We start from the raw sequence: 18,905 nt of genomic DNA, 5'->3' as shown, positions 1-18,905 counted from the left end.
ACACTTAGATTGGCGATTTGCTTCTAGTTTTGTCATGTGTGAAGGAGGGTGTGAAAGAAAAGAGAATGTAACGAGAGACGATAAAGGAGGAATCTGATGATGAGCGAATTTGTATCAAAAGAATCCATTATGCAGTTATTAGAGGAAATCGAGCGGAAAATTGATGCGGTGGAAGAAGAACTGTCTCTTGCTGTGAACCAAACAAAACGTGCAGCCATAGAGGAGCAAGAACAAATGATAGACCGGCTTGAATCAGAAGTAAAGGACTGTGAAGTGAAGATTCACGCGGCTGAGTATAAACTGGCGGCAAGACCGGCATATCACGCCGGATAGCTTTTCTATTTGAGCAATAAGTAAACGTTTGATAGGATGGTTCATAGAGGTGAACATTTTGGATAATCAAACATTACTTGAACATACACAAGATCTGAGAATATGGATCGAAGAGGCGTATGAGCAGTACCAAAAGGGAAAGGCTGAAGAGGAATACCCCGTATATGATTTTCACACGGACATTCAGCCGGCCGTTGAGACATTTGATCAGAAAATGGAAGAGTGGCTCACTGCTGCGATCTCGTTTATTCATCTGGTCAAACCTAGATATTTACACCAAGAACAGCTTGAAGCCGTCAAAGAAAATGGAAAAGAGGTTGTCCTGCAATCTTATTTTGGCAAACAGCATGCACCCCGTGTGAAAAATTTAGTTGAGTCAGTGATTTACACACTGAACCTTTTAATAGAAGAAATCAACAAGCGCAGCTGAAGACATATGCTGCGTTTTTCTTATGGCTGCTTTAGGCACATCTTCTGTTCTTGATCATAATATATGAGTGACATCTCTATGTGTTGAGAGCGAGAGGAGCGAGATATATGATCCCTTATTCAAACCAGCAGCCTTATGAATTCAATCCATTCAATCGAGGGCCTTTTCCGTATCCAGATATGCAGCAGCCTCCGCAGCCTCCAGAATATTTCATGCCGCCACATCAAGGTGGAATGAGCCAGGCACCATCTGCTGTCTATCAGCCGCCTTATGGATACCAAGAAAATGTGCCGCCTTTTCATCCGCCTGAAGCGATCAATCAACCCCAGATGCCGCCACCAGGCATGATGCCCATGCAGCAGCCTATGAACCCTTATCCTTTGCCAAGACCGCAAAAACAGCAATCATCTCAATTTAAAAGTGTGCTGTCACAATTCAAAAAAACGAATGGACAATACGACTTTAACAAAATGTTTGATACAGCTGGGCAAATGATGAGTACGATGAATCAAGTAGGTTCATTAGCGAAAGGATTTACAAGCATTTTTAAAGCATAGTTAAAACCCAATAGATGGACCTATTGGGTAGTTTGCTTTGGTGCCGTCACACGAAGCGTTTGATCTTTCCACACGCTCTTCATGTTCGTTTCATCTATTTTTGCCGGCATTAAAATGGTTTTGGTAAAGCTCGAATACGAGGAAGTTGTATCCGTTTTGATTGTTTCCTGCACGGATAAGTGTAAATATTGGGCTTTTACTTCTAGCGCGATATCCCCTTCGACAAAATGGTCGGGAAATTGGATCTCGATATACACAAACTGCTCATCCTCTGTCACATCGGTCGTAATCGATGCAAGTGAATGTGATGTGGTCATGAGCGCCTCCGCACTATTTATTATCTCGTGAAACGGGGAGGATGCGAAAAATTGTTCAATCGCTTCATTGAGAATATCTTCATTTGCCAGCAATTCATGTTTCTTTTCGCCTTCATGTTTCATTTGAATCACCTCTCATCTACAGCCTATGCAGAAAGGGCTCAGGCGGTTATCAATTGATGAGAGGAAAAAATTATGATTAAATAGTGTTGAATGAAGCAAGGTGTATGAGCGCAGCGTTTCATACGCGGAATAGAACTAGAAGCAAAGCTTGAAGGGAGCAATTGACATTGCTGAAAAAATTATTCGGTTTCGGAAAAAACCAAGATGATGTAAAGGAAGAAATCATTTATTCTCCAGCTGATGGAGAGTTAATGGATATGACGGATGTACCAGACCCTGTTTTTTCTCAAAAGATGATGGGAGACGGCGTAGCAGTAAAACCAAAAAGTGGCACGATTGTGTCACCAGTAGAGGGTGAAATCATCCAGCTCTTCCATACAAAACATGCAATTGGCATTCGAACACTCTCAGGGCTTGAGCTTCTGATTCATATCGGGCTTGAAACAGTGGGATTAAATGGTGAAGGATTTGAAGCGCACATAAAAGAAGGGGATAAAGTGAAGATCGGTGACCCTCTCATTACGTGTGATTTAGAACTGATTGAAGAGAAAGCGGCAAGTACAGTGACTCCGATTGTCATTATGAATGGTGACTTGATCGAGCATCTTGATAAAGAACCAAAGGGACCTGTAGAAAAACAGACTTCTAAGCTTTTTACCGTTAAACTAAAATAATCAGGAATCACAAAAAAACTACCCAATCGTATGAGGGTAGTTTTTTTGATGACATTAATCTTCCATCGGAACCCAGCCTTGACTCGCTTCCATGACAGACCACAATCCTTCTGGAATCAAATACTTATCTTTTTGGCTGCGTTTAATGACAGTTTCAATCTCGCTTTCTCTGCCTTCTTTAATCTTCTTTGCCCAATCTGGGTCGACGATCAGCTCTCGTGCGACAGCGATAAGCGGAATTCCTTGATTATAAGCACTTAGTGCATCTTCGGCTGTAATGACGCTGCCCACACCGATGAGCGGAAGGGTATCGCCGCAGCGTTCTTTTAGCAGCTCCATACGTGTCTTATGAGTATCTGCACCACGTCTTGCTTTAGAGTCAATCTCCATTAAAGAGATATGCAAATAATCGAGGTTTTTTGTTTTGAGAACATCCACTAAGGTAAACGTCTCTGTCATTGTTAAACCAGGTGTTTCTGGTTCTTCTGGGGATAATCGATATCCAAAGATAAACGGTTTTGTTGCATGCTTTTCGATTGCCTCTTTGACTGCATCCACAATAGCGATAGGGAAGGCTAGACGCTTTTCTTCATTTCCTCCCCACTGATCTGTCCGCTGATTGCTATGCGGAGAGTAAAATTGCTGTAATAGATAACCATTTGCACCGTGGATTTCCACGCCGTCAAACCCTGCTTGAACCGCTCGTCTTGCCGCTTCTTTAAAAGAGTCAATGATATGGACAATTTCCTCTTCTTTTAAAGCGCGTGCAATCTGCTTTCCATCTTTAAACACATCACTTGGCGCAACCACATCACCGTTTGGAACTAAGTGAGGGAGAGCCTGAGAACCGCCGTGATGAATTTGAATGATGGCTTTTGTTCCCTTTGCCTGAATCGCAGAAGCAAGTTTTTTCAGGCCAGGTATATCTTCATCTCTTGCAATAGAAGGCTGTCCTTCAAATGCCTTACCATCTGGAGTCACGTTTGCACATGCTGTGATCACCATGCCCATATCACTTGATCTAGCTGTAATGAAATCAATTTCCTCTTTAGAAATGGTGCCATCCTCGTGAGAACCGAAGTGTGTCATTGGCGCAACGACTAACCGGCCATCAATAGACGCACCTCCTGGAAACGTAAATGGTTCAAATAAAGGCTTAAATTCGTTTTTCACTCTCATCATCTTCTTCCTTGATAAAATCATTTCACTATAGAAGTGTAATAGATACTGTTACAACACTTCAAAGTATTTGCTCATAGGCTGCGCATCAAAAAATTGCCGCCTAGTCATGCAAACAAATATTCGGTACACTATGTAAGAGAGGTGATGCGATATGAAAAAGAAAACAATGAACGAACTCATAGAAGAATTAAAGAAAGACGAACAGGTAGAACATTGGCATGAAATTGATGCGAAGCCTGCACAGACCTCTCCGGTTCCTGAAAGAGTGAACGACAGGCTGAAAAAGGCGCTTGAGAAACGAGGCGTGAGCGAACTCTACATTCATCAAAAGGAAGCCTTTGAACGTGTGATGGATGGAGATCATGTGGTAACTGTCACACCAACAGCTTCAGGTAAAACGCTTTGCTACAATTTGCCTGTCCTACAGTCGATCGCAGAAGATCAGACAAGCCGCTCCCTTTATTTATTCCCAACAAAAGCGCTCGCACAAGATCAAAAAAGTGAACTTAACGAGATCATCCACGAGATGGATGTTCCGATTCATAGTGAAACATATGACGGAGACACCTCTCCGGCCATTCGGCAGCGAGTCAGACAAGCAGGACATATTGTCATCACAAACCCGGATATGCTGCATTCAGCCATTTTGCCTCATCATACGAAATGGGTCAGCTTGTTTGAGAATTTGAAGTATATTGTCATTGATGAGCTTCATACATATCGAGGTGTATTTGGCAGTCATGTGGCCAATGTGATTCGCAGGTTAAAACGAATTTGTGCATTTTATGGAAGTGAACCGGTTTTTATTTGTACTTCCGCAACGATTGCGAATCCAAAAGAGCTAGCGCAGCAGCTAACGGGGAGCAAGGTGCATCTGATTGAACGAAACGGGGCACCTAGCGGTAAAAAGAATTTTGTGTTTTACAACCCGCCAGTTGTGAATAAACCATTAAATATTAGACAAAGTGCCGCCACTGTTGTCAATCAATTGGCAAAAACTTTTTTGAAAGAAAAAATCCAAACGATTGTTTTTGCTAGAAGCAGAGTAAGAGTTGAAGTGATTTTAAGCCATATTCAAGAGCTAGTGAAAAAAGAGATCGGTCCAAAATCGATTCGTGGATATCGCGGAGGCTATTTACCAAAAGAGCGGCGAGTGATTGAAAAAGGATTGAGAGAAGGAGACATTCTAGGTGTCGTCAGCACAAACGCACTAGAATTAGGAGTGGATATAGGTCAGCTAAAGGTCTGTATCATGACAGGGTATCCTGGCAGTGTAGCGAGTACATGGCAGCAGGCAGGACGAGCTGGAAGGCGTCATGAGGAAGCACTCATAATTATGGTGGCAAGCTCCTCACCTCTTGATCAATATATTGTCAGACACCCTGAATATTTCTTTAACAGGCCGCCTGAAGCTGCCAGAATCAACCCTGAAAACCTCATTATCTTAGTGGATCATCTAAAATGTGCATCTTACGAGCTTCCGTTTCGGGAGGATGAACAGTTTGGCGGCATGGAGGTAGAAGAGATTTTGCAATACTTACATGAGGAAGGTGTTCTTCATTTTAGCGGGAACCGGTATTATTGGTCAGATCAATCGTTCCCAGCGCATGGCATCAGCCTCCGGTCTGCAAGCCAGGAAAATGTGGTGATTGTGGATCAATCAGATGTGGCGAATGTTCGGATTATTGGAGAGATGGATCGATTCAGTGCGATGACGCTGCTTCATGATGAAGCCATTTATTTACACGAAGGGGTTCAGTATCAAGTGGAAAAGCTAGATTACGAGCATCTGAAGGCTTATGTGAAACAAGTAGATGTAGAATATTATACGGATGCGAATTTAGCTGTTCAACTTAAGGTGCTTGAAATCGATCAGACGACAGAGAAGGAAGCCGTATCTGTTCACTACGGTGATGTGACTGTCAACGCAATGCCGACGATTTTTAAAAAAATCCGGCTAAGTACCGGTGAAAATATCGGCTCTGGACCGATTCACTTGCCGGAAGAAGAAATTCATACGAGTGCTGCTTGGTTTGAATTACATGAAGCAGAGCGGAGATTTGAAGAGAAAACACTTGAACAGCTGCTGCTTGGCATCGCAAATGTTCTTCAGCACATTGTACCTGCTTTTGTGATGTGTGACCGTTCTGATATTCATGTTGTTTCACAAATTAAAGCGGCACATACCGGAAAACCGACGGTCTTTTTATATGACCACTACCCTGGCGGAATCGGCTTAAGCAAGGAAGTACAAGCTCGTTTCGATGAAATAGCAGGCGCAGCCATTCAGCTGATTGAGCGGTGCCGCTGTGAAAATGGCTGTCCATCCTGCATTGGCATGGAAATGAAAGAGGTGAGCGGAAAAAGCAGCATCGTTGAATTGATGTCCGTATTTTAAGGGAAAGGAGGGGGACACCTGCTCATGTCTTTAAAAGGGAAATTAAACAGAATGAAGAAGCACCTATCGCACAATCAGACACATGAAAACCGGCAGAAAACTTTAGAAGGACAACCACAGCCTGTGACTTCAGAAAATATCCCATTTTTAAAAGAATGGGAAACATTAGGTGTATCTCCTTATCACTTTGAGGGTTCCTTTTGTCTGATTCGGGAAGTCACCTATTCATTAGAAGATCAGCATGGGCGCTATTCGTTTGCGGAACTGCCGAAGATCATCGAGGCATGGAACGAAAGCGGCATCCAGCATTCGCTATCGGCTAAAGGGTACGAGCCGCACGAGCTGTTTTTCTTTGATACAGAAACAACAGGATTATCTGGCGGTACGGGAAATATGATTTTCTTGCTTGGACATGCACGTGTCTTTTCCGACAAAGTGGTGGTGAAACAGCACCTGCTCACCAATCCAGGAAATGAAGCGGCTCTGTACAAAAGCTTTCTCGATGAAGTAAACGTAGAATCATTGGTTACATATAATGGTAAATCGTTCGACTGGCCGCAAGTGAAAACGAGACATACGCTCTTACGAGATCAAATCCCTGCACTTCCTGAATTCGGACATTTTGATCTTCTGCACGGATCTAGACGATTGTGGAAGCATAAATATGAACGAATGGCGCTATCCGTTGTGGAAAAAGAAGAGCTGCACGTGCATCGTGAAAACGACACGCCGGGGTTTTTGGCACCGATGATTTATTTTCATTTTTTAAAGGAACAAAATCCGAAGCTGATTGAAGGGATCTTGACTCATAATGAACTAGACGTCTTATCGTTAATCAGCCTCTACATTCATCTATCCAAAAAAATACTATCTGAGGATGCGGTAAAGGAACACAATGAGAAGTATGCGCTCGCCAGGTGGCATCTTGCTCATCGTGATGTACAGGAAGCAACGAAGCATTTGCAAAAATTAACGGATGCTGATTTTGAGCATGCGAATCAGGCGTCTTATGATCTTTCCTTACAATATAAACGACAAAACGAGTGGGATGAAGCGGTTCAAATATGGGAAAAATTATTTAAATCAAGCGATGTCCATTTAGCATTAAAAGCGGGTATAGAGCTTGCGAAGTGTAAAGAGCATCGTCAAAAAAATGCAAGGTCAGCTCTATCCATCACTGAATCGTTATTATCTTTCTCATCGTTAAGTCAGCGAGACACGGAAGAACTTGAGAAGCGAAAAAAACGGCTCTTGAGAAAAGCTGGGCAATGAACATTATTGCCCGGGAAAGCGCAAAACATGACAACGTTCGGCTCTCGGCCGAAAATAAAAATTGTTTAGCACTTTTATTGTAGAAAAGTCACGAATCCTGTAAAATAACGTTAGATATTGAATGAGGAGCGTAGAGCATGTATAAGGGTCTTTTCTACTTGTTTTTTCTTGTTGTCATTTTGGTCGCTTTTGTGTTTTCAAACTATAAGGATGTTTTTCTTGCAAACTTTTAAAATAGGTTAATGCATTAGTACATGTACACCTCTTAATTCATACATTGTTAATGTAAGAAAATTAAGGAGAGGGGAATGCTACATGTACCATCATCATCATCATTGCCAGCCGAATGTTACACAGCCAATTGTTCATCCGACAAATCATTGCTGTACACACAGCGATTCAACAACAATTGTGCCGCATATCCATCCGCAGCATGTGACAAATGTTCACCATCAAAATTTCAAACATGTTCACTACTTCCCGCATACGTTTTCTCAGGTGGACCCGGCAACACATCAACACTTTAACTGCGGTGGACCTTGCTGTAACAGATAAAGTGAAATGGGACTTTTAGAAGTCCCTTTTTTTAAAAGCAGGTGAAAAAATGAAAATTATTGCTGTCACAGGGTACAAGCCATTTGAGCTTGGGATATTCAAACAAGACGAGCCTGCACTTCAATACATAAAAGCGGAGCTTCAAAAAAGGCTGACAGCCCTGATTGAAGAAGGCCTGGAATGGGTTCTCATATCAGGCCAGCTTGGGGCAGAAATCTGGACTGCCGAAGTGGTATTTGAGCTTCAAGAGGAGTATCCAGCGTTAAAACTGGCCGTCATTACACCATTTTATGAACAGGAAGAGCGCTGGAATGAACAAAACAAAGAGTTGTATGAAGGGATTCTTGCACAGGCCGATTTTGTAGAAAGTGTCACGCATAGACCGTATGAAAGTCCGGCACAATTTAAACAAAAGAACCGTTTTTTTATTGAAAAAACAGATGGCCTTCTCGCCCTTTATGATCCTGAGCATGATGGCTCGCCAAAGTACATGATCAAAGAAGCGGAAACCTATACCGATTACCCCATTATGTACATCACAATGGATGATTTGAGAGCGCAAGTTGAGGCAGAAGATCCGTTTTTTGACTAAAAGCAAGAGAAAATTTGACAACGTCACGTATTTCTGAAAAAATATACTATGAATTCACGATATGAGGTGAAAAAGATGCTTGCTGATAAAGTAAAGCTTTCTGCGAAAGAAATTTTAGAAAAAGAATTTAAAACAGGTGTCAGAGGATACAAACAAGAAGAAGTCGATAAATTTTTAGATATGGTCATTAAAGACTATGAGACATTCAACCAAGAAATCGAAAAGCTTCAACAAGAAAACCTCCATTTGTCTAAACAGCTTGAAGAAGCCGTTGAGCAAGGAAAAAGACAGCCTGCACAGTCTAATACAACAAACTTTGATATTTTAAAAAGACTATCTAACCTTGAGAAACACGTTTTCGGCAGCAAACTTTATGATTGAGCCTTGCTGAAAAAAGCTTGTGCCTGATGTCATTGTCGTTTATAATAACGATTATTGATTAACGTTCGGGTAATCGCTGCAATGCTTTTAGACATTGCAGAGGAAAGTCCATGCTCGCACGGTGCTGAGATGCCCGTAGTGTTCGTGCCTGGCGAAAAAATAAGCCAGGGCAGCCTGGGAAAGGCTGACGGCAGGAAAAATGCCTACGTCCTTTTAGGATATGGCAAAGTATCCTTGAAAGTGCCACAGTGACGAAGTCTCACTAGAAATGGTGAGAGTGGAACGCGGTAAACCCCTCGAGCGAGAAACCCAAACTTGGTAGGGGAACTTTCTCAAAGGAACCAAACGGAGAGAAGGACAGAGTATTCTGTAGATAGATGATTACCACCTGAGTACGAGGCATTTGCCGTTTGCAGTACGATGGAACAAAACATGGCTTACAGAACGTTATATCCGTTATTATAAACATGATGAAAACAAAGCTCTCCTATTCAACATATGGAGAGCTTTTATCTTGAATACATAAAAGGACGAGAAAACAGGTGATAAAACAATGAAAACCTATACACTCATCGCAACAGCTCCAATGGGAATTGAAGCGATTGTTGCAAAAGAAGTAAGAGACCTTGGCTATGACTGCACAGTAGACAATGGAAAAGTGATTTTCGAGGGGGATGCTCTTGCGATTTGCCGTGCGAACCTTTGGCTGCGTACAGCAGACCGGATTAAGGTACAAGTAGCTGAATTTTCGGCAAAAACATTCGATGAGCTGTTTGAACGGACGAAGGCGATTGACTGGTCCGCTTTTTTACCGAAAAACAGCACGTTCCCTGTCATCGGTAAATCTGTGAAATCACAGCTTGCCAGTGTGCCGGATTGTCAGCGTATCGTCAAAAAGGCGATCGCGCAAAAGCTCATTTCCTCTTACAACATACAGTCTGAATGGCTTGAAGAAACAGGACCTGAGTATAAAATTGAGGTTGCCCTTTTAAAAGATAAAGCTGTGCTCACGCTTGATACATCTGGTGTGGGTCTTCATAAACGAGGGTACCGCATGGATCAAGGCGGAGCACCTATTAAAGAAACCCTTGCGGCTGCACTCGTGCTATTAACAAACTGGACACCTGACCGTCCGTTTGTTGACCCTTTCTGCGGGTCAGGAACAATCGCTATTGAAGCGGCCATGATAGGACAAAACATTGCCCCAGGATTTAACCGGGAATTTGCGTCCGAGTCATGGGAATGGATTGGTGAAGACGTTTGGAACAAAGCGCGTCACGAAGTGGAAGAAAAAGCAAACTATGATCAGCCGCTCCACATTATTGCAAGTGATATCGACCATCGGATGGTAGACATTGCACAAATGAATGCTGAAGAAGCTGGTCTAAGTGAATTGATTCAATTTAAACAAATGCAAGTGAAAGACTTTCAAACGAAAGAAGAGTATGGTGTGATTGTCGGAAATCCGCCTTACGGAGAACGACTCAGTGATAAACCAGCTGTTGAAAAAATGTATCAAGGAATGGGCGAAGCATTTAAGAGCCTAGATACTTGGTCCATTTACATCTTAACGTCACACGAAAAGTTCGAAGAGTGCTTCGGCAGAAAAGCAACGAAAAAGAGAAAACTGTTTAATGGTTTTATTAAAACAGACTATTACCAATATTGGGGAAAACGCCCGCCTAGAAAACAGACAACTGAATCATAAAAAAATGGTCACACCTACAGAAGGTGTGGCTTTTTTTATCGCAGAAAGGTATAAACCTTCACGGGACGGAATAAACTGAACTTGATTTTAAAAAAAGAGGTGTCTCCATGATACAATATGATCAATTTCAGTTAATCCAAAAAGCACTTGCTTCGACTGCTCAAAAAATTGAAGGGCAAGAAGGTGGACAATCTGCTCAGTTGACAGCAGCCATCGAAGATTTAGCGCTTGCTCAGGCTTACATAGAGCGTTCAGAGCATGCATTTTTAATGAAAGAAACCTATCAACATCGTTTGCGGTCGTAAAAAAGATTGTCATTCCCCAGCATAAATGTTACTATTGAATGTCTGAATGATTCAAAAGTTGGGGGTTGAAGCAGGTGACAGCATCTCGTTTGCCTTTTTCATTATCAAAAGAACATAATTTTTACGAAGAACTGGGCAACTGGATTGGTGATGTGTTCTATGACATTTTGCCAGAAAAGGGCTTTGATCTTCGAGATGAACAAATATTTATGGCTTTTCAACTAGAAAGAGCCTTTAAAGAAAAAAGTGTGATGTTTGCCGAAGCTGGGGTAGGCACAGGCAAAACCATCGTCTATCTATTATTTGCGGTCACATATGCAAGGTATACAGGGAAACCTGCGATTATTGCATGTGCAGACGAAACGTTAATTGAACAGCTGGTGAAACAAGAGGGTGATATCTATAAAATTGCCAATCACCTTGATATTCAAATAGATGCGAGATTAAGTAAATCGCATGACCAATATTTATGCTTAAAGAAACTAGAGAAAACCATGCAGCGTGAAGATGATGAGAAGTGGCTCGATATTTATGAATCGCTTCCTTCATTTGTTCATGAATCACATGGCATGCAAAACTTTTATCCGTATGGTGATCGAAAAGAGTATCCAGAACTATCAAATGATGAATGGTCACGCATTGGCTATGACTCGTTTCAAGACTGCTTGACGTGCGATATGCGTCATCGCTGCGGTCTGAATTTATCAAGAGATCATTACCGGAAAGCAACCGATCTCATCATCTGTTCTCATGATTTTTACATGGAGCATGTGTGGACGAAGGAATCCCGCAAACGCGAGGGCCAGCTTCCGCTGCTTCCAGAACATAGCTCCGTCGTATTTGATGAAGGGCACCTTCTTGAATTTGCCGCACAAAAAGCACTGACGTACCGAGTGAAGCAATCAATGCTCGAAACATTTTTAGAGCGCCTGTTGCAAAACGATATACGTGAAGAGTTTGCCGAGCTCGTTGAAGATGCACTTGCCACAAACGATGAGTTCTTCTATCTCTTAAAAACACATGCCAAAGAAATCAAGGGCTCGCATCGACTTGAAATTGGACGTGTGGATGAAGTGAAGCGGTCTGCAAGTGAATTGTGTGATTTGCTTGAAAAAATCGGAGAAGCACTCGTGTTTGAATCAGAGATGTATACAATCGATCAATACGAATTGTCTGTTGTGGAAGAGTACATTGAACAAATGGCGTATTCTCTGTCGCTATATCAAAAAAATGCGATTAGCTGGCTTGAAAAGCAGGAGTTAGATACGACATTTGTTGTGATGCCAAAGACAGTCGCAGAGGTGCTTGGTGAAAAAGTATTCTCGCAAAAAAGACCATACATTTTCTCTTCTGCTACATTGTCTGAAAATCAATCCTTTGATTATTTAGCTGAAAGTCTTGGGATCAAAGATTATTTATCAATGAGTGTCGCTTCTCCGTATGATTACGATGAGCAAATGAAGATTTATTTCCACGGGATTCAGCAGCTTCAAGAGCAAGAGGCAAAAGGACAGCAAGTGATCACTCAGCTGAAAGAAAACGGAGGACGATCTCTGATTTTGTTCCCTTCATTTGATGAACTTCATTTCTTTAGAAAGCAGCTTGAGGCATCGGATGAATCACTGCCTTTCCACGTGTATTTTGAGGGAGACGAGGAAATCAGCACGATTGTTCAAAAGTTCCAAGCAGATGAGACATCCGTGTTATGCTCTGTTCACCTTTGGGAAGGGCTGGATATTCCAGGACAATCACTAACAAATGTGATCATCTGGGGACTTCCTTACCCGCCTCATGATCCGGTATTTGAGGCAAAACGGAATGAAGCAAAGGATGCTCGTGCTGAAGTTGACCTTCCGTATATGCTGCTGCGCTTGCGACAAGGTATTGGAAGGCTGATTCGGACAAGCCAAGATGCAGGAACCATTCATATTTATTTTGACCGTAAGGAAGATACAGAGCTTCAAAGTAAAATTGAATCCGTTCTGCCAGTCAAGCCAATCATCTAAATAACGCCCGAACGAGGAAAAGAGGAGGATACCATCTGAGTATCCTCCTTTTTCATTGACAAAAGAACATTCCTTGAAGTAGCCTTGAAACGTACATACATATTTTATTGATTGGGGGAACAAACGTATGAGTCTTGAAGCAAAAGAGAAAGCGTTTTATCAATTACTAGGAAAAATCGCCCATTATACGGAGGCGCTCCATTTACTTTATTGGGACTCTAGAACACAGGCGCCTAAAAAAAGCGCCGATTTCAGAGCTGAAACCATCGGTCAATTATCAAGTGATATTTTTAATATGAAGACTTCTGATGAAATGAGAGATCTTCTTCACGCATTAAACAAACATCGAGATGAGCTGTCAAAAGATACACAAAAGGCGCTCGAATTATCACAAAAAGAGTATGATGAAAACAGCAAAATTCCGAAAGAAGAATTTAAAGAATACTCGATTTTGCAATCAAAAGCAGAGCATGTCTGGGTAGAAGCAAGGGAGAAATCAGACTTTTCACTCTTTGCACCATACTTAAAACAGCTCATTGATTTTAACAAGCGCTTTATTCAATATTGGGGCGTGAAACAAACGCCATACGATGTGCTGCTCAATAACTATGAGCCAGATATGACAGTTGAACAGCTCGATCAAAAGTTTGGTGCACTTCGTGATGCCATTGTTCCTCTCGTGAAAAAAATCGAAGCCTCTCCTCATAAGCCGGATACTTCATTTTTATCGAAAAGTTTTCCGATCGACAAACAAAAGGAACTGAGTCTCTTCTTCTTAAAAGAATTGGGGTATGACTTTGACGCAGGACGTCTGGATACAACGGTTCATCCGTTTGCTGTGACATTGAGCAGAGGGGACGTTCGTGTGACGACCCGTTATGATGAGCATGATTTTCGGATGGCGATCTTTGGCACGATTCATGAGTGTGGTCATGCCATCTACGAGCAAAACATTGATGAGGCACTGAGCGGAACGCTATTATGTGATGGCACATCAATGGGGATCCATGAATCACAGTCTCTTTTCTTTGAGAATTTTATCGGCAGACATGAAGATTTCTGGAAAACGTATTATCATAAGCTGCAAGAAGCGTCTCCTGAGCAATTTAAAGATGTCTCTTTAGAAGACTTTGTGCATGCAGTGAATGAATCGAAGCCGACTTACATTCGAATTGAGGCAGATGAACTGACGTATCCGCTTCACATTATCATCCGCTATGAAATTGAAAAAGCGATTTTTAATGAAGAAGTAGCAGTTGAAGACCTGCCTGCACTGTGGAATGAAAAATATAAAGCGTATCTTGGCATTACGCCTCCTAATGATGCACTCGGCATTTTGCAGGATGTTCACTGGTCTGATGGAAGCTTTGGATATTTCCCTTCATATGCGCTTGGTTATATGTATGCGGCGCAACTAAAGCACCAAATGATCAAAGATTTACCGAATTTTGATGAGCTGATTCAAAACGGGTCTTTTGCACCGATAAAAGAATGGCTCACAGAACATGTTCACCAGCATGGAAAACGCAAAAAACCATCTGAAATCATTCAAGATGCGACTGGTGAGGAATTAAATGTGCAATATTTAATCGATTATTTAACAGATAAATATACGAAATTGTATTTATCTTAAATAAAAGGCACCCTTTGCTCAGAAGGGTGCTTTTTTGATGCTTGAATATTCTAAAAACGAACGTTTTGATCTGATCTATTATTTAAGTTCGGTATTTTTCTGGAAAAGTGCTTTCCAAGCGTCTGAAATCTTGTTATAATTTGAACACTATAACACTCATATAATCGCGTGATGATGGCACGCAAGTTTCTACCGGACACCGATACAGTCCGACTATGAGTGAGCAAAATGAAACAGCTCTTGTTTGAGCTGAAGATCCGTGGATCGTTTTCGCATTGCTTGCTCCTCATGGACAGCAATGCTTTTTTTATGCAAAAAATGAAAATGTTTGCCAATATGCTGGGAGGAAGAATGATGGAATTGTTACGTCAAAAAATTGAGAACGAAGGAATCGTTCTGTCAAATCAAGTGTTAAAGGTAGATGCCTTTTTAAATCATCAAATTGATCCTGTGTTAATGCATGAGATCGGGCAAGAGTTTGCTAGATTATTCAAGCATGATGGTATTACAAAAATTGTCACAATCGAATCTTCTGGCATTGCACCTGCTGTGATGGCTGGACTAGCTCTTCAAGTACCAGTTGTCTTTGCTCGAAAACGTCAATCACTAACACTAACAGATAACCTATTAACAGCGAGTGTGTACTCTTTTACGAAAAAAGTAGAAAGCACGATCGCTGTTTCAAATACGCATCTCAGTGAAAAAGATTGTGTATTAATCATTGATGACTTTTTAGCGAACGGTGAAGCCGCTAAAGGGCTTGCCGCAATCGCAAAGCAGGCGAAGGCGAAAGTAGCCGGATTTGGCATTGTCATTGAAAAGTCATTTCAGCCCGGAAGGAATGCGCTTGTTCAAATGGGCTACCGCGTCGAGTCCCTTGCACGTATTGAATCACTTGAGGAAGGGAAAGTCACGTTTGTACGGGAGGTACAATCATGAGTGCCGCTAAAAAAGCCAAAACGCTCTCGCTAGGGATTCAGCATGTGCTGGCGATGTATGCAGGTGCCGTTCTTGTGCCGCTCATTGTGGGAGATGCGCTCGGCCTCACCCCTGCACAGCTGACTTACTTAATCTCGGCAGATATTTTCATGTGCGGGGCTGCCACGCTCCTTCAAGTTTGGAAAAACCGTTTCTTTGGTATCGGTCTGCCTGTTGTATTAGGCTGTACATTTACTGCGGTTTCTCCTATGATTGCGATTGGCTCTAAATATGGAATTTCGTCTATCTATGGAAGTATTATCGCTTCTGGATGTATCATCATTCTTCTTTCCTTTTTCTTTGGGAAGCTTGTGAAATTTTTCCCGCCTGTTGTGACAGGGTCTGTCGTAAGGAATATAGTTTGAGTACAACATAAGTTTGCATGAAAAAAGAGCCGTGCAATAGGCTCTAGTCTATAGATAAGTTGTTCATAAATTGATTGACTGCTCGATTGGTTTGAACCAAAGCTTCATCAGAGGGCTTGTTACTTGAATAAACTGTTATGTTATAACCTCCTTTAGAATACTTGGAAACACTTTCTGCCTCATCAATTTCTAAAGAATCTAAGGTCTTCTCAATAAACTTTCGAACACGTATGTAACTCGATTTGATAAAATCATTTGTGGAAATTTCGTTATGTATGTACTCGGTCATCATTTTCACCTCCCCTTAATCTATGATACCACATATGTATGTAATTTGTATTTTATTAAATGATTATTTCTGCATAAAACATATCTTTCATTCTGAACACATTCAATGTTAATAAAAGCCGATCCTTTGATATAATAAGCAGTAACTTCAAAATCGATTTATGCAAAACACCGATTGACATTATAGTGTTGGGAAGAGGGAATGATAATGGAAAAGAATTTTAAATTTAAAAAGTACGGCATTAATATAGAAATGGGAATGAAACTAAACAAAGGAGAACCTGAAGTTCACCGTTTAAATGAGTTAATTCAAGTAGATGGAAAATCATTTAAAGTAAGTAGGGTATATAAGACCGAACCTAATGAGTTTATGCATGTGAAAAATGACTATGTACTCACATTTGAATTAGACGAAGAGAGACTAAGTCTTACACCTGGAGATTTCAAGCTAAAAGATGATGAAGGAAAAGTCTACCCTTATTACTTCGCAAATAAAGAAGATGAATTTTTCTTGGTCGACAAAAAAGCAAGCAAAGTACATTTTGATGTTAAAGAGAGAGTTAGGTATTACTTAATGTATTCTCCAAATTTCGGAGAAAAAGAAATAATAGTCGAAATCGATAGTTTTTAAAGATTGAAGGATGCTAATTTTTCGCATCCTTTTTTGTTTAAATTAAAATGATCTGTTCAAAATGTTGTCTCATTGATTATTCAAGCACAGCAAACCAAGTAAAACACCTCGATTGCGGTATACCGAAAACTTTTAAAATGAGCAACCCAACTTTACATATGTTGTAAATTCCATGTTAAAATTATACAAAGGAATTGTTTACAAGGGGGTAACGGGATGACAAGGTTAATTGCCTCTCAAGAGGTAGGAAACATGTTGAACACTTGGAATCTTGCCATACAAAAAGGGGATTTATCAGCAGCTATTGAAATGCAAGATGATATAGACAGTGCTATTGAATCGATGGAAGAAAATCAGGACATTCTTTTGTATTATCAACTATTAAGTTTTAGACTTAAGCTGATACTTCAGAATATTAGCAGAAATTTAGACAAGCCGTTCTTTGAGAGAAACGCACCAGACGGAGAAGAAGAAAAAACAAATAAACTCATGTCTTATTACTTTTATTTTTACAATGGGATATATCATGATTACTTGCAAGACTACGATAAGGCTTTAAGTTATTTCAGAATTGCTGAAAAGAAATTAGCTTTTGTTGAAGATGAAATAGAAAAAGCTGAATTTCATTATAAATTAGCTGTTCTTTTCTATGATTTGAAAATGACTTTCCTATCTAAATATCATGCTCAAATCGCTTCAGATACATTTAATGCGCATGAAACTTATGTCAAAAGACAAATCAACTGTAGGTTGCTTCACGCACTAAACTTAATAGATCAATTTAAGTATGATGATGCAAGTGACCTCTTTATTGAAGCAGAGGAAATGATTAAGAGTATAGCCGATAATCACTTAATCATACACCTTTACTACAGTATGGGATTTTTGGAAAGTAAAAAAGGCAATTACACAGATGCTTCTAAACTATATAGACGTACCTTGAGCTACAGAGAAGTTGAAAACCAAGATTTATTGAAATTGAGATGTTTGTACGAATTATCTAGAGTTGAAATTTCCACTCAAAGTAAAGAAGCAATAGAATTAATTGACCAAGGGTATAGTTTATCTGAACAAGTTGGACATGAAATCTTTCAGATTAAATTTAAATTATTAAAAGAGCTTGCTTATGATGTTACTGAGTCTCAAATAAATAATATTACCACCCTGTGCTCTGAACTTGAAGAAAAAGGAGTGTGGGTTGATTTAGAGGAAATCTTAGTTGATGTGGCGAAATATTTAGAGAGAATAGGCTTGCTGCAACAATCATTGGATTACTATAAAAGAGCCTTACGTGCAAGCCAGTATGTAGGAAAAGGAGTGAAATAAATGAAAAAGTCTATTTTTATAACATTATCAATAGCTGTAGTTGCACTAGGTACACTTTTCTTTACAAATGGTTTGATTCAACCTCTACATGAAGATGTCCAAACAGTCGCATCAAGAGGAAGCTCTGGTGGATGAATGGTTAAAATTAGATAAAATGGATTAAAGTATAAGGCTCCTTATGGTATTCTAGTAAAAGAATATTCCATAAAAGGAGTCTTTTTTATATGAAAATATTAGATGCTCCTTCCCTGATATCAGCTGTAGAGAAGAGGTCAAAGGTATATCAACAACTCAGGGAAGAAATAACAGACTTAAAAAAAGCATTGCAAGGCGTGGCTAATTTAGGTGATGAGTTTACTGGAAAAGGTGCAGACAATATCAAAGCTTTTTATAATGATCTTGCACTATACACAGACACTTATCTTGATTTTATTGATATGCAAAAAGCTTTTTTAGATGGGGTAAAAGGAAAGCTTGATGATGAATCGTTAGGCGGGAGTACATTTATTGATGAGCATTTCTTAGACGCTCAACTGAAACAAGGGATTCAGAATAATAAAGATATGGTCAAGGAACAAAAAGAAGCCCTATCTACTATTTTTGATGACATCAGTGATCTCATAGAACTGAATGTATTTTCAAGTAAAGAGGTAGACGAGCACTTAGATGATGCGAACAAAAAAAGAAAAGATGCAATTGAGGCTGTACATACATTAGATCATGTCCTAAAAACAGAATACGCAAAATCAGAAGCGATTGAGAAACATCTTGCAACTTTTTATACAAAAATGATGGCTGCTACAGGAAAAGGTAAGAACGCTCAGCCCATGTATTATGATGCAAAAGCATTT

At 40.4% G+C, this 18,905-nt stretch carries 21 protein-coding genes, 1 other RNA gene, 1 pseudogene and 1 riboswitch; of the genes and pseudogenes, 20 read left to right on the top strand and 3 right to left on the bottom strand.

The annotated features are described in order from the left end of the window. The first annotated feature begins 99 nt into the window (after positions 1 to 99). The 3 genes from C6Y06_RS09390 to C6Y06_RS09380 all read left to right on the top strand — a co-directional run bounded on the left by C6Y06_RS09390 (position 100) and on the right by C6Y06_RS09380 (position 1,320). Entirely contained in the window at positions 100 to 333 is a 234-nt protein-coding gene (locus tag C6Y06_RS09390; RefSeq protein WP_223250487.1) for a DUF5446 family protein, read from the top strand. A 58-nt stretch (positions 334 to 391) separates the two neighbouring features. Then, positions 392 to 763 (top strand): YppE family protein, encoded by a 372-nt coding sequence (locus C6Y06_RS09385; protein WP_034661025.1) that lies wholly within the window; start codon positions 392 to 394, stop codon positions 761 to 763. Between the two features lie 107 nt (positions 764 to 870). Beyond that, a complete protein-coding gene (locus tag C6Y06_RS09380; RefSeq protein ID WP_106036819.1) occupies positions 871 to 1,320 on the top strand; it encodes a YppG family protein in 450 nt (149 codons plus the stop codon). 20 nt (positions 1,321 to 1,340) lie between these two features. Here C6Y06_RS09380 and C6Y06_RS09375 read toward each other — a convergent pair whose 3' ends face one another. Then, on the bottom strand, positions 1,341 to 1,760 hold the full coding sequence (locus C6Y06_RS09375) for an Hsp20/alpha crystallin family protein (protein ID WP_060596719.1): 420 nt from the start codon (positions 1,758 to 1,760) through the stop codon (positions 1,341 to 1,343). 167 nt (positions 1,761 to 1,927) lie between these two features. On the opposite strand from C6Y06_RS09375, the gene C6Y06_RS09370 reads away from it, so the two are divergent. Continuing rightward, positions 1,928 to 2,434 carry a PTS sugar transporter subunit IIA gene (locus tag C6Y06_RS09370; RefSeq protein ID WP_060596718.1) on the top strand — a complete coding sequence of 169 codons (507 nt, stop codon included), beginning with the start codon at positions 1,928 to 1,930 and terminating at the stop codon, positions 2,432 to 2,434. A 54-nt stretch (positions 2,435 to 2,488) separates the two neighbouring features. On the opposite strand, the gene C6Y06_RS09365 is transcribed toward C6Y06_RS09370, so the two are convergent. Then, complete coding sequence (locus tag C6Y06_RS09365) at positions 2,489 to 3,607, bottom strand: NADH-dependent flavin oxidoreductase (RefSeq protein ID WP_223250492.1); 1,119 nt, start codon at positions 3,605 to 3,607, stop codon at positions 2,489 to 2,491. Positions 3,608 to 3,767: 160 nt separating this feature from the next. Between C6Y06_RS09365 and C6Y06_RS09360 the strand changes: the two genes are divergently transcribed. The 12 genes and pseudogenes from C6Y06_RS09360 to C6Y06_RS09305 all read left to right on the top strand — a co-directional run. Next, positions 3,768 to 6,014, top strand: a complete 2,247-nt coding sequence (locus tag C6Y06_RS09360; RefSeq protein WP_095285318.1) for a DEAD/DEAH box helicase — start codon at positions 3,768 to 3,770, stop codon at positions 6,012 to 6,014. 24 nt (positions 6,015 to 6,038) lie between these two features. Next, positions 6,039 to 7,286, top strand: coding sequence for a ribonuclease H-like domain-containing protein (locus tag C6Y06_RS09355; protein WP_106036818.1), 1,248 nt, complete (start codon positions 6,039 to 6,041; stop codon positions 7,284 to 7,286). 315 nt (positions 7,287 to 7,601) lie between these two features. Then, positions 7,602 to 7,841: a spore coat protein CotD gene (gene cotD / locus C6Y06_RS09350; RefSeq protein ID WP_034661015.1), complete on the top strand. Its 240-nt coding sequence runs from the start codon at positions 7,602 to 7,604 to the stop codon at positions 7,839 to 7,841. A gap of 49 nt (positions 7,842 to 7,890) precedes the next feature. Continuing rightward, entirely contained in the window at positions 7,891 to 8,433 is a 543-nt protein-coding gene (locus C6Y06_RS09345; protein ID WP_060596714.1) for an SLOG family protein, read from the top strand. Positions 8,434 to 8,508: 75 nt separating this feature from the next. After that, a complete protein-coding gene (gene gpsB, locus C6Y06_RS09340) occupies positions 8,509 to 8,814 on the top strand; it encodes a cell division regulator GpsB (RefSeq protein ID WP_012010336.1) in 306 nt (101 codons plus the stop codon). A gap of 61 nt (positions 8,815 to 8,875) precedes the next feature. Beyond that, an RNA gene (gene rnpB, locus C6Y06_RS09335) (RNase P RNA component class B) lies at positions 8,876 to 9,259 on the top strand. Between the two features lie 108 nt (positions 9,260 to 9,367). Then, positions 9,368 to 10,522, top strand: a complete 1,155-nt coding sequence (locus C6Y06_RS09330) for a THUMP domain-containing class I SAM-dependent RNA methyltransferase (RefSeq protein ID WP_060596713.1) — start codon at positions 9,368 to 9,370, stop codon at positions 10,520 to 10,522. A 107-nt stretch (positions 10,523 to 10,629) separates the two neighbouring features. Then, positions 10,630 to 10,827 carry a hypothetical protein gene (locus tag C6Y06_RS09325; protein ID WP_034661010.1) on the top strand — a complete coding sequence of 66 codons (198 nt, stop codon included), beginning with the start codon at positions 10,630 to 10,632 and terminating at the stop codon, positions 10,825 to 10,827. Positions 10,828 to 10,901: 74 nt separating this feature from the next. Beyond that, positions 10,902 to 12,833 carry an ATP-dependent DNA helicase gene (locus C6Y06_RS09320; RefSeq protein ID WP_034661009.1) on the top strand — a complete coding sequence of 644 codons (1,932 nt, stop codon included), beginning with the start codon at positions 10,902 to 10,904 and terminating at the stop codon, positions 12,831 to 12,833. A gap of 127 nt (positions 12,834 to 12,960) precedes the next feature. Next, entirely contained in the window at positions 12,961 to 14,466 is a 1,506-nt protein-coding gene (locus C6Y06_RS09315) for a carboxypeptidase M32 (protein ID WP_034661008.1), read from the top strand. A gap of 136 nt (positions 14,467 to 14,602) precedes the next feature. Next, positions 14,603 to 14,702: riboswitch (purine riboswitch) on the top strand. Between the two features lie 118 nt (positions 14,703 to 14,820). Continuing rightward, complete coding sequence (gene xpt / locus C6Y06_RS09310; protein ID WP_034661972.1) at positions 14,821 to 15,405, top strand: xanthine phosphoribosyltransferase; 585 nt, start codon at positions 14,821 to 14,823, stop codon at positions 15,403 to 15,405. Continuing rightward, positions 15,402 to 15,794, top strand: a pseudogene (locus C6Y06_RS09305) (solute carrier family 23 protein); the annotation flags it as partial. The gene xpt and the pseudogene C6Y06_RS09305, both read left to right, overlap by 4 nt. A 58-nt stretch (positions 15,795 to 15,852) precedes the next feature. On the opposite strand, the gene C6Y06_RS09300 reads toward C6Y06_RS09305, so the two are convergent. Next, positions 15,853 to 16,098: a hypothetical protein gene (locus C6Y06_RS09300; protein WP_106036817.1), complete on the bottom strand. Its 246-nt coding sequence runs from the start codon at positions 16,096 to 16,098 to the stop codon at positions 15,853 to 15,855. A gap of 207 nt (positions 16,099 to 16,305) precedes the next feature. Here C6Y06_RS09300 and C6Y06_RS09295 point away from each other — a divergent pair, with 207 nt between their 5' ends. The 4 genes from C6Y06_RS09295 to C6Y06_RS09285 form a co-directional block, all read left to right on the top strand. Further along, a complete protein-coding gene (locus C6Y06_RS09295; protein ID WP_106036816.1) occupies positions 16,306 to 16,728 on the top strand; it encodes a DUF4352 domain-containing protein in 423 nt (140 codons plus the stop codon). A 216-nt stretch (positions 16,729 to 16,944) separates the two neighbouring features. Next, complete coding sequence (locus C6Y06_RS09290; RefSeq protein ID WP_106036815.1) at positions 16,945 to 18,054, top strand: response regulator aspartate phosphatase; 1,110 nt, start codon at positions 16,945 to 16,947, stop codon at positions 18,052 to 18,054. Further along, a complete protein-coding gene (locus C6Y06_RS20445; protein WP_262982702.1) occupies positions 18,055 to 18,189 on the top strand; it encodes a hypothetical protein in 135 nt (44 codons plus the stop codon). Positions 18,190 to 18,278: 89 nt separating this feature from the next. Next, positions 18,279 to 18,905, top strand: a 627-nt coding sequence (locus tag C6Y06_RS09285; protein WP_189288355.1) for an LXG domain-containing protein, incomplete at its 3' end; no start/stop codon positions are given.

This window comes from Bacillus sp. MZGC1 (assembly GCF_002998605.1).
In the GTDB taxonomy this organism is placed as follows: Bacteria; Bacillota; Bacilli; order Bacillales; family Bacillaceae; genus Bacillus.
This window is presented reverse-complemented; position numbering and strand designations above follow the sequence as displayed.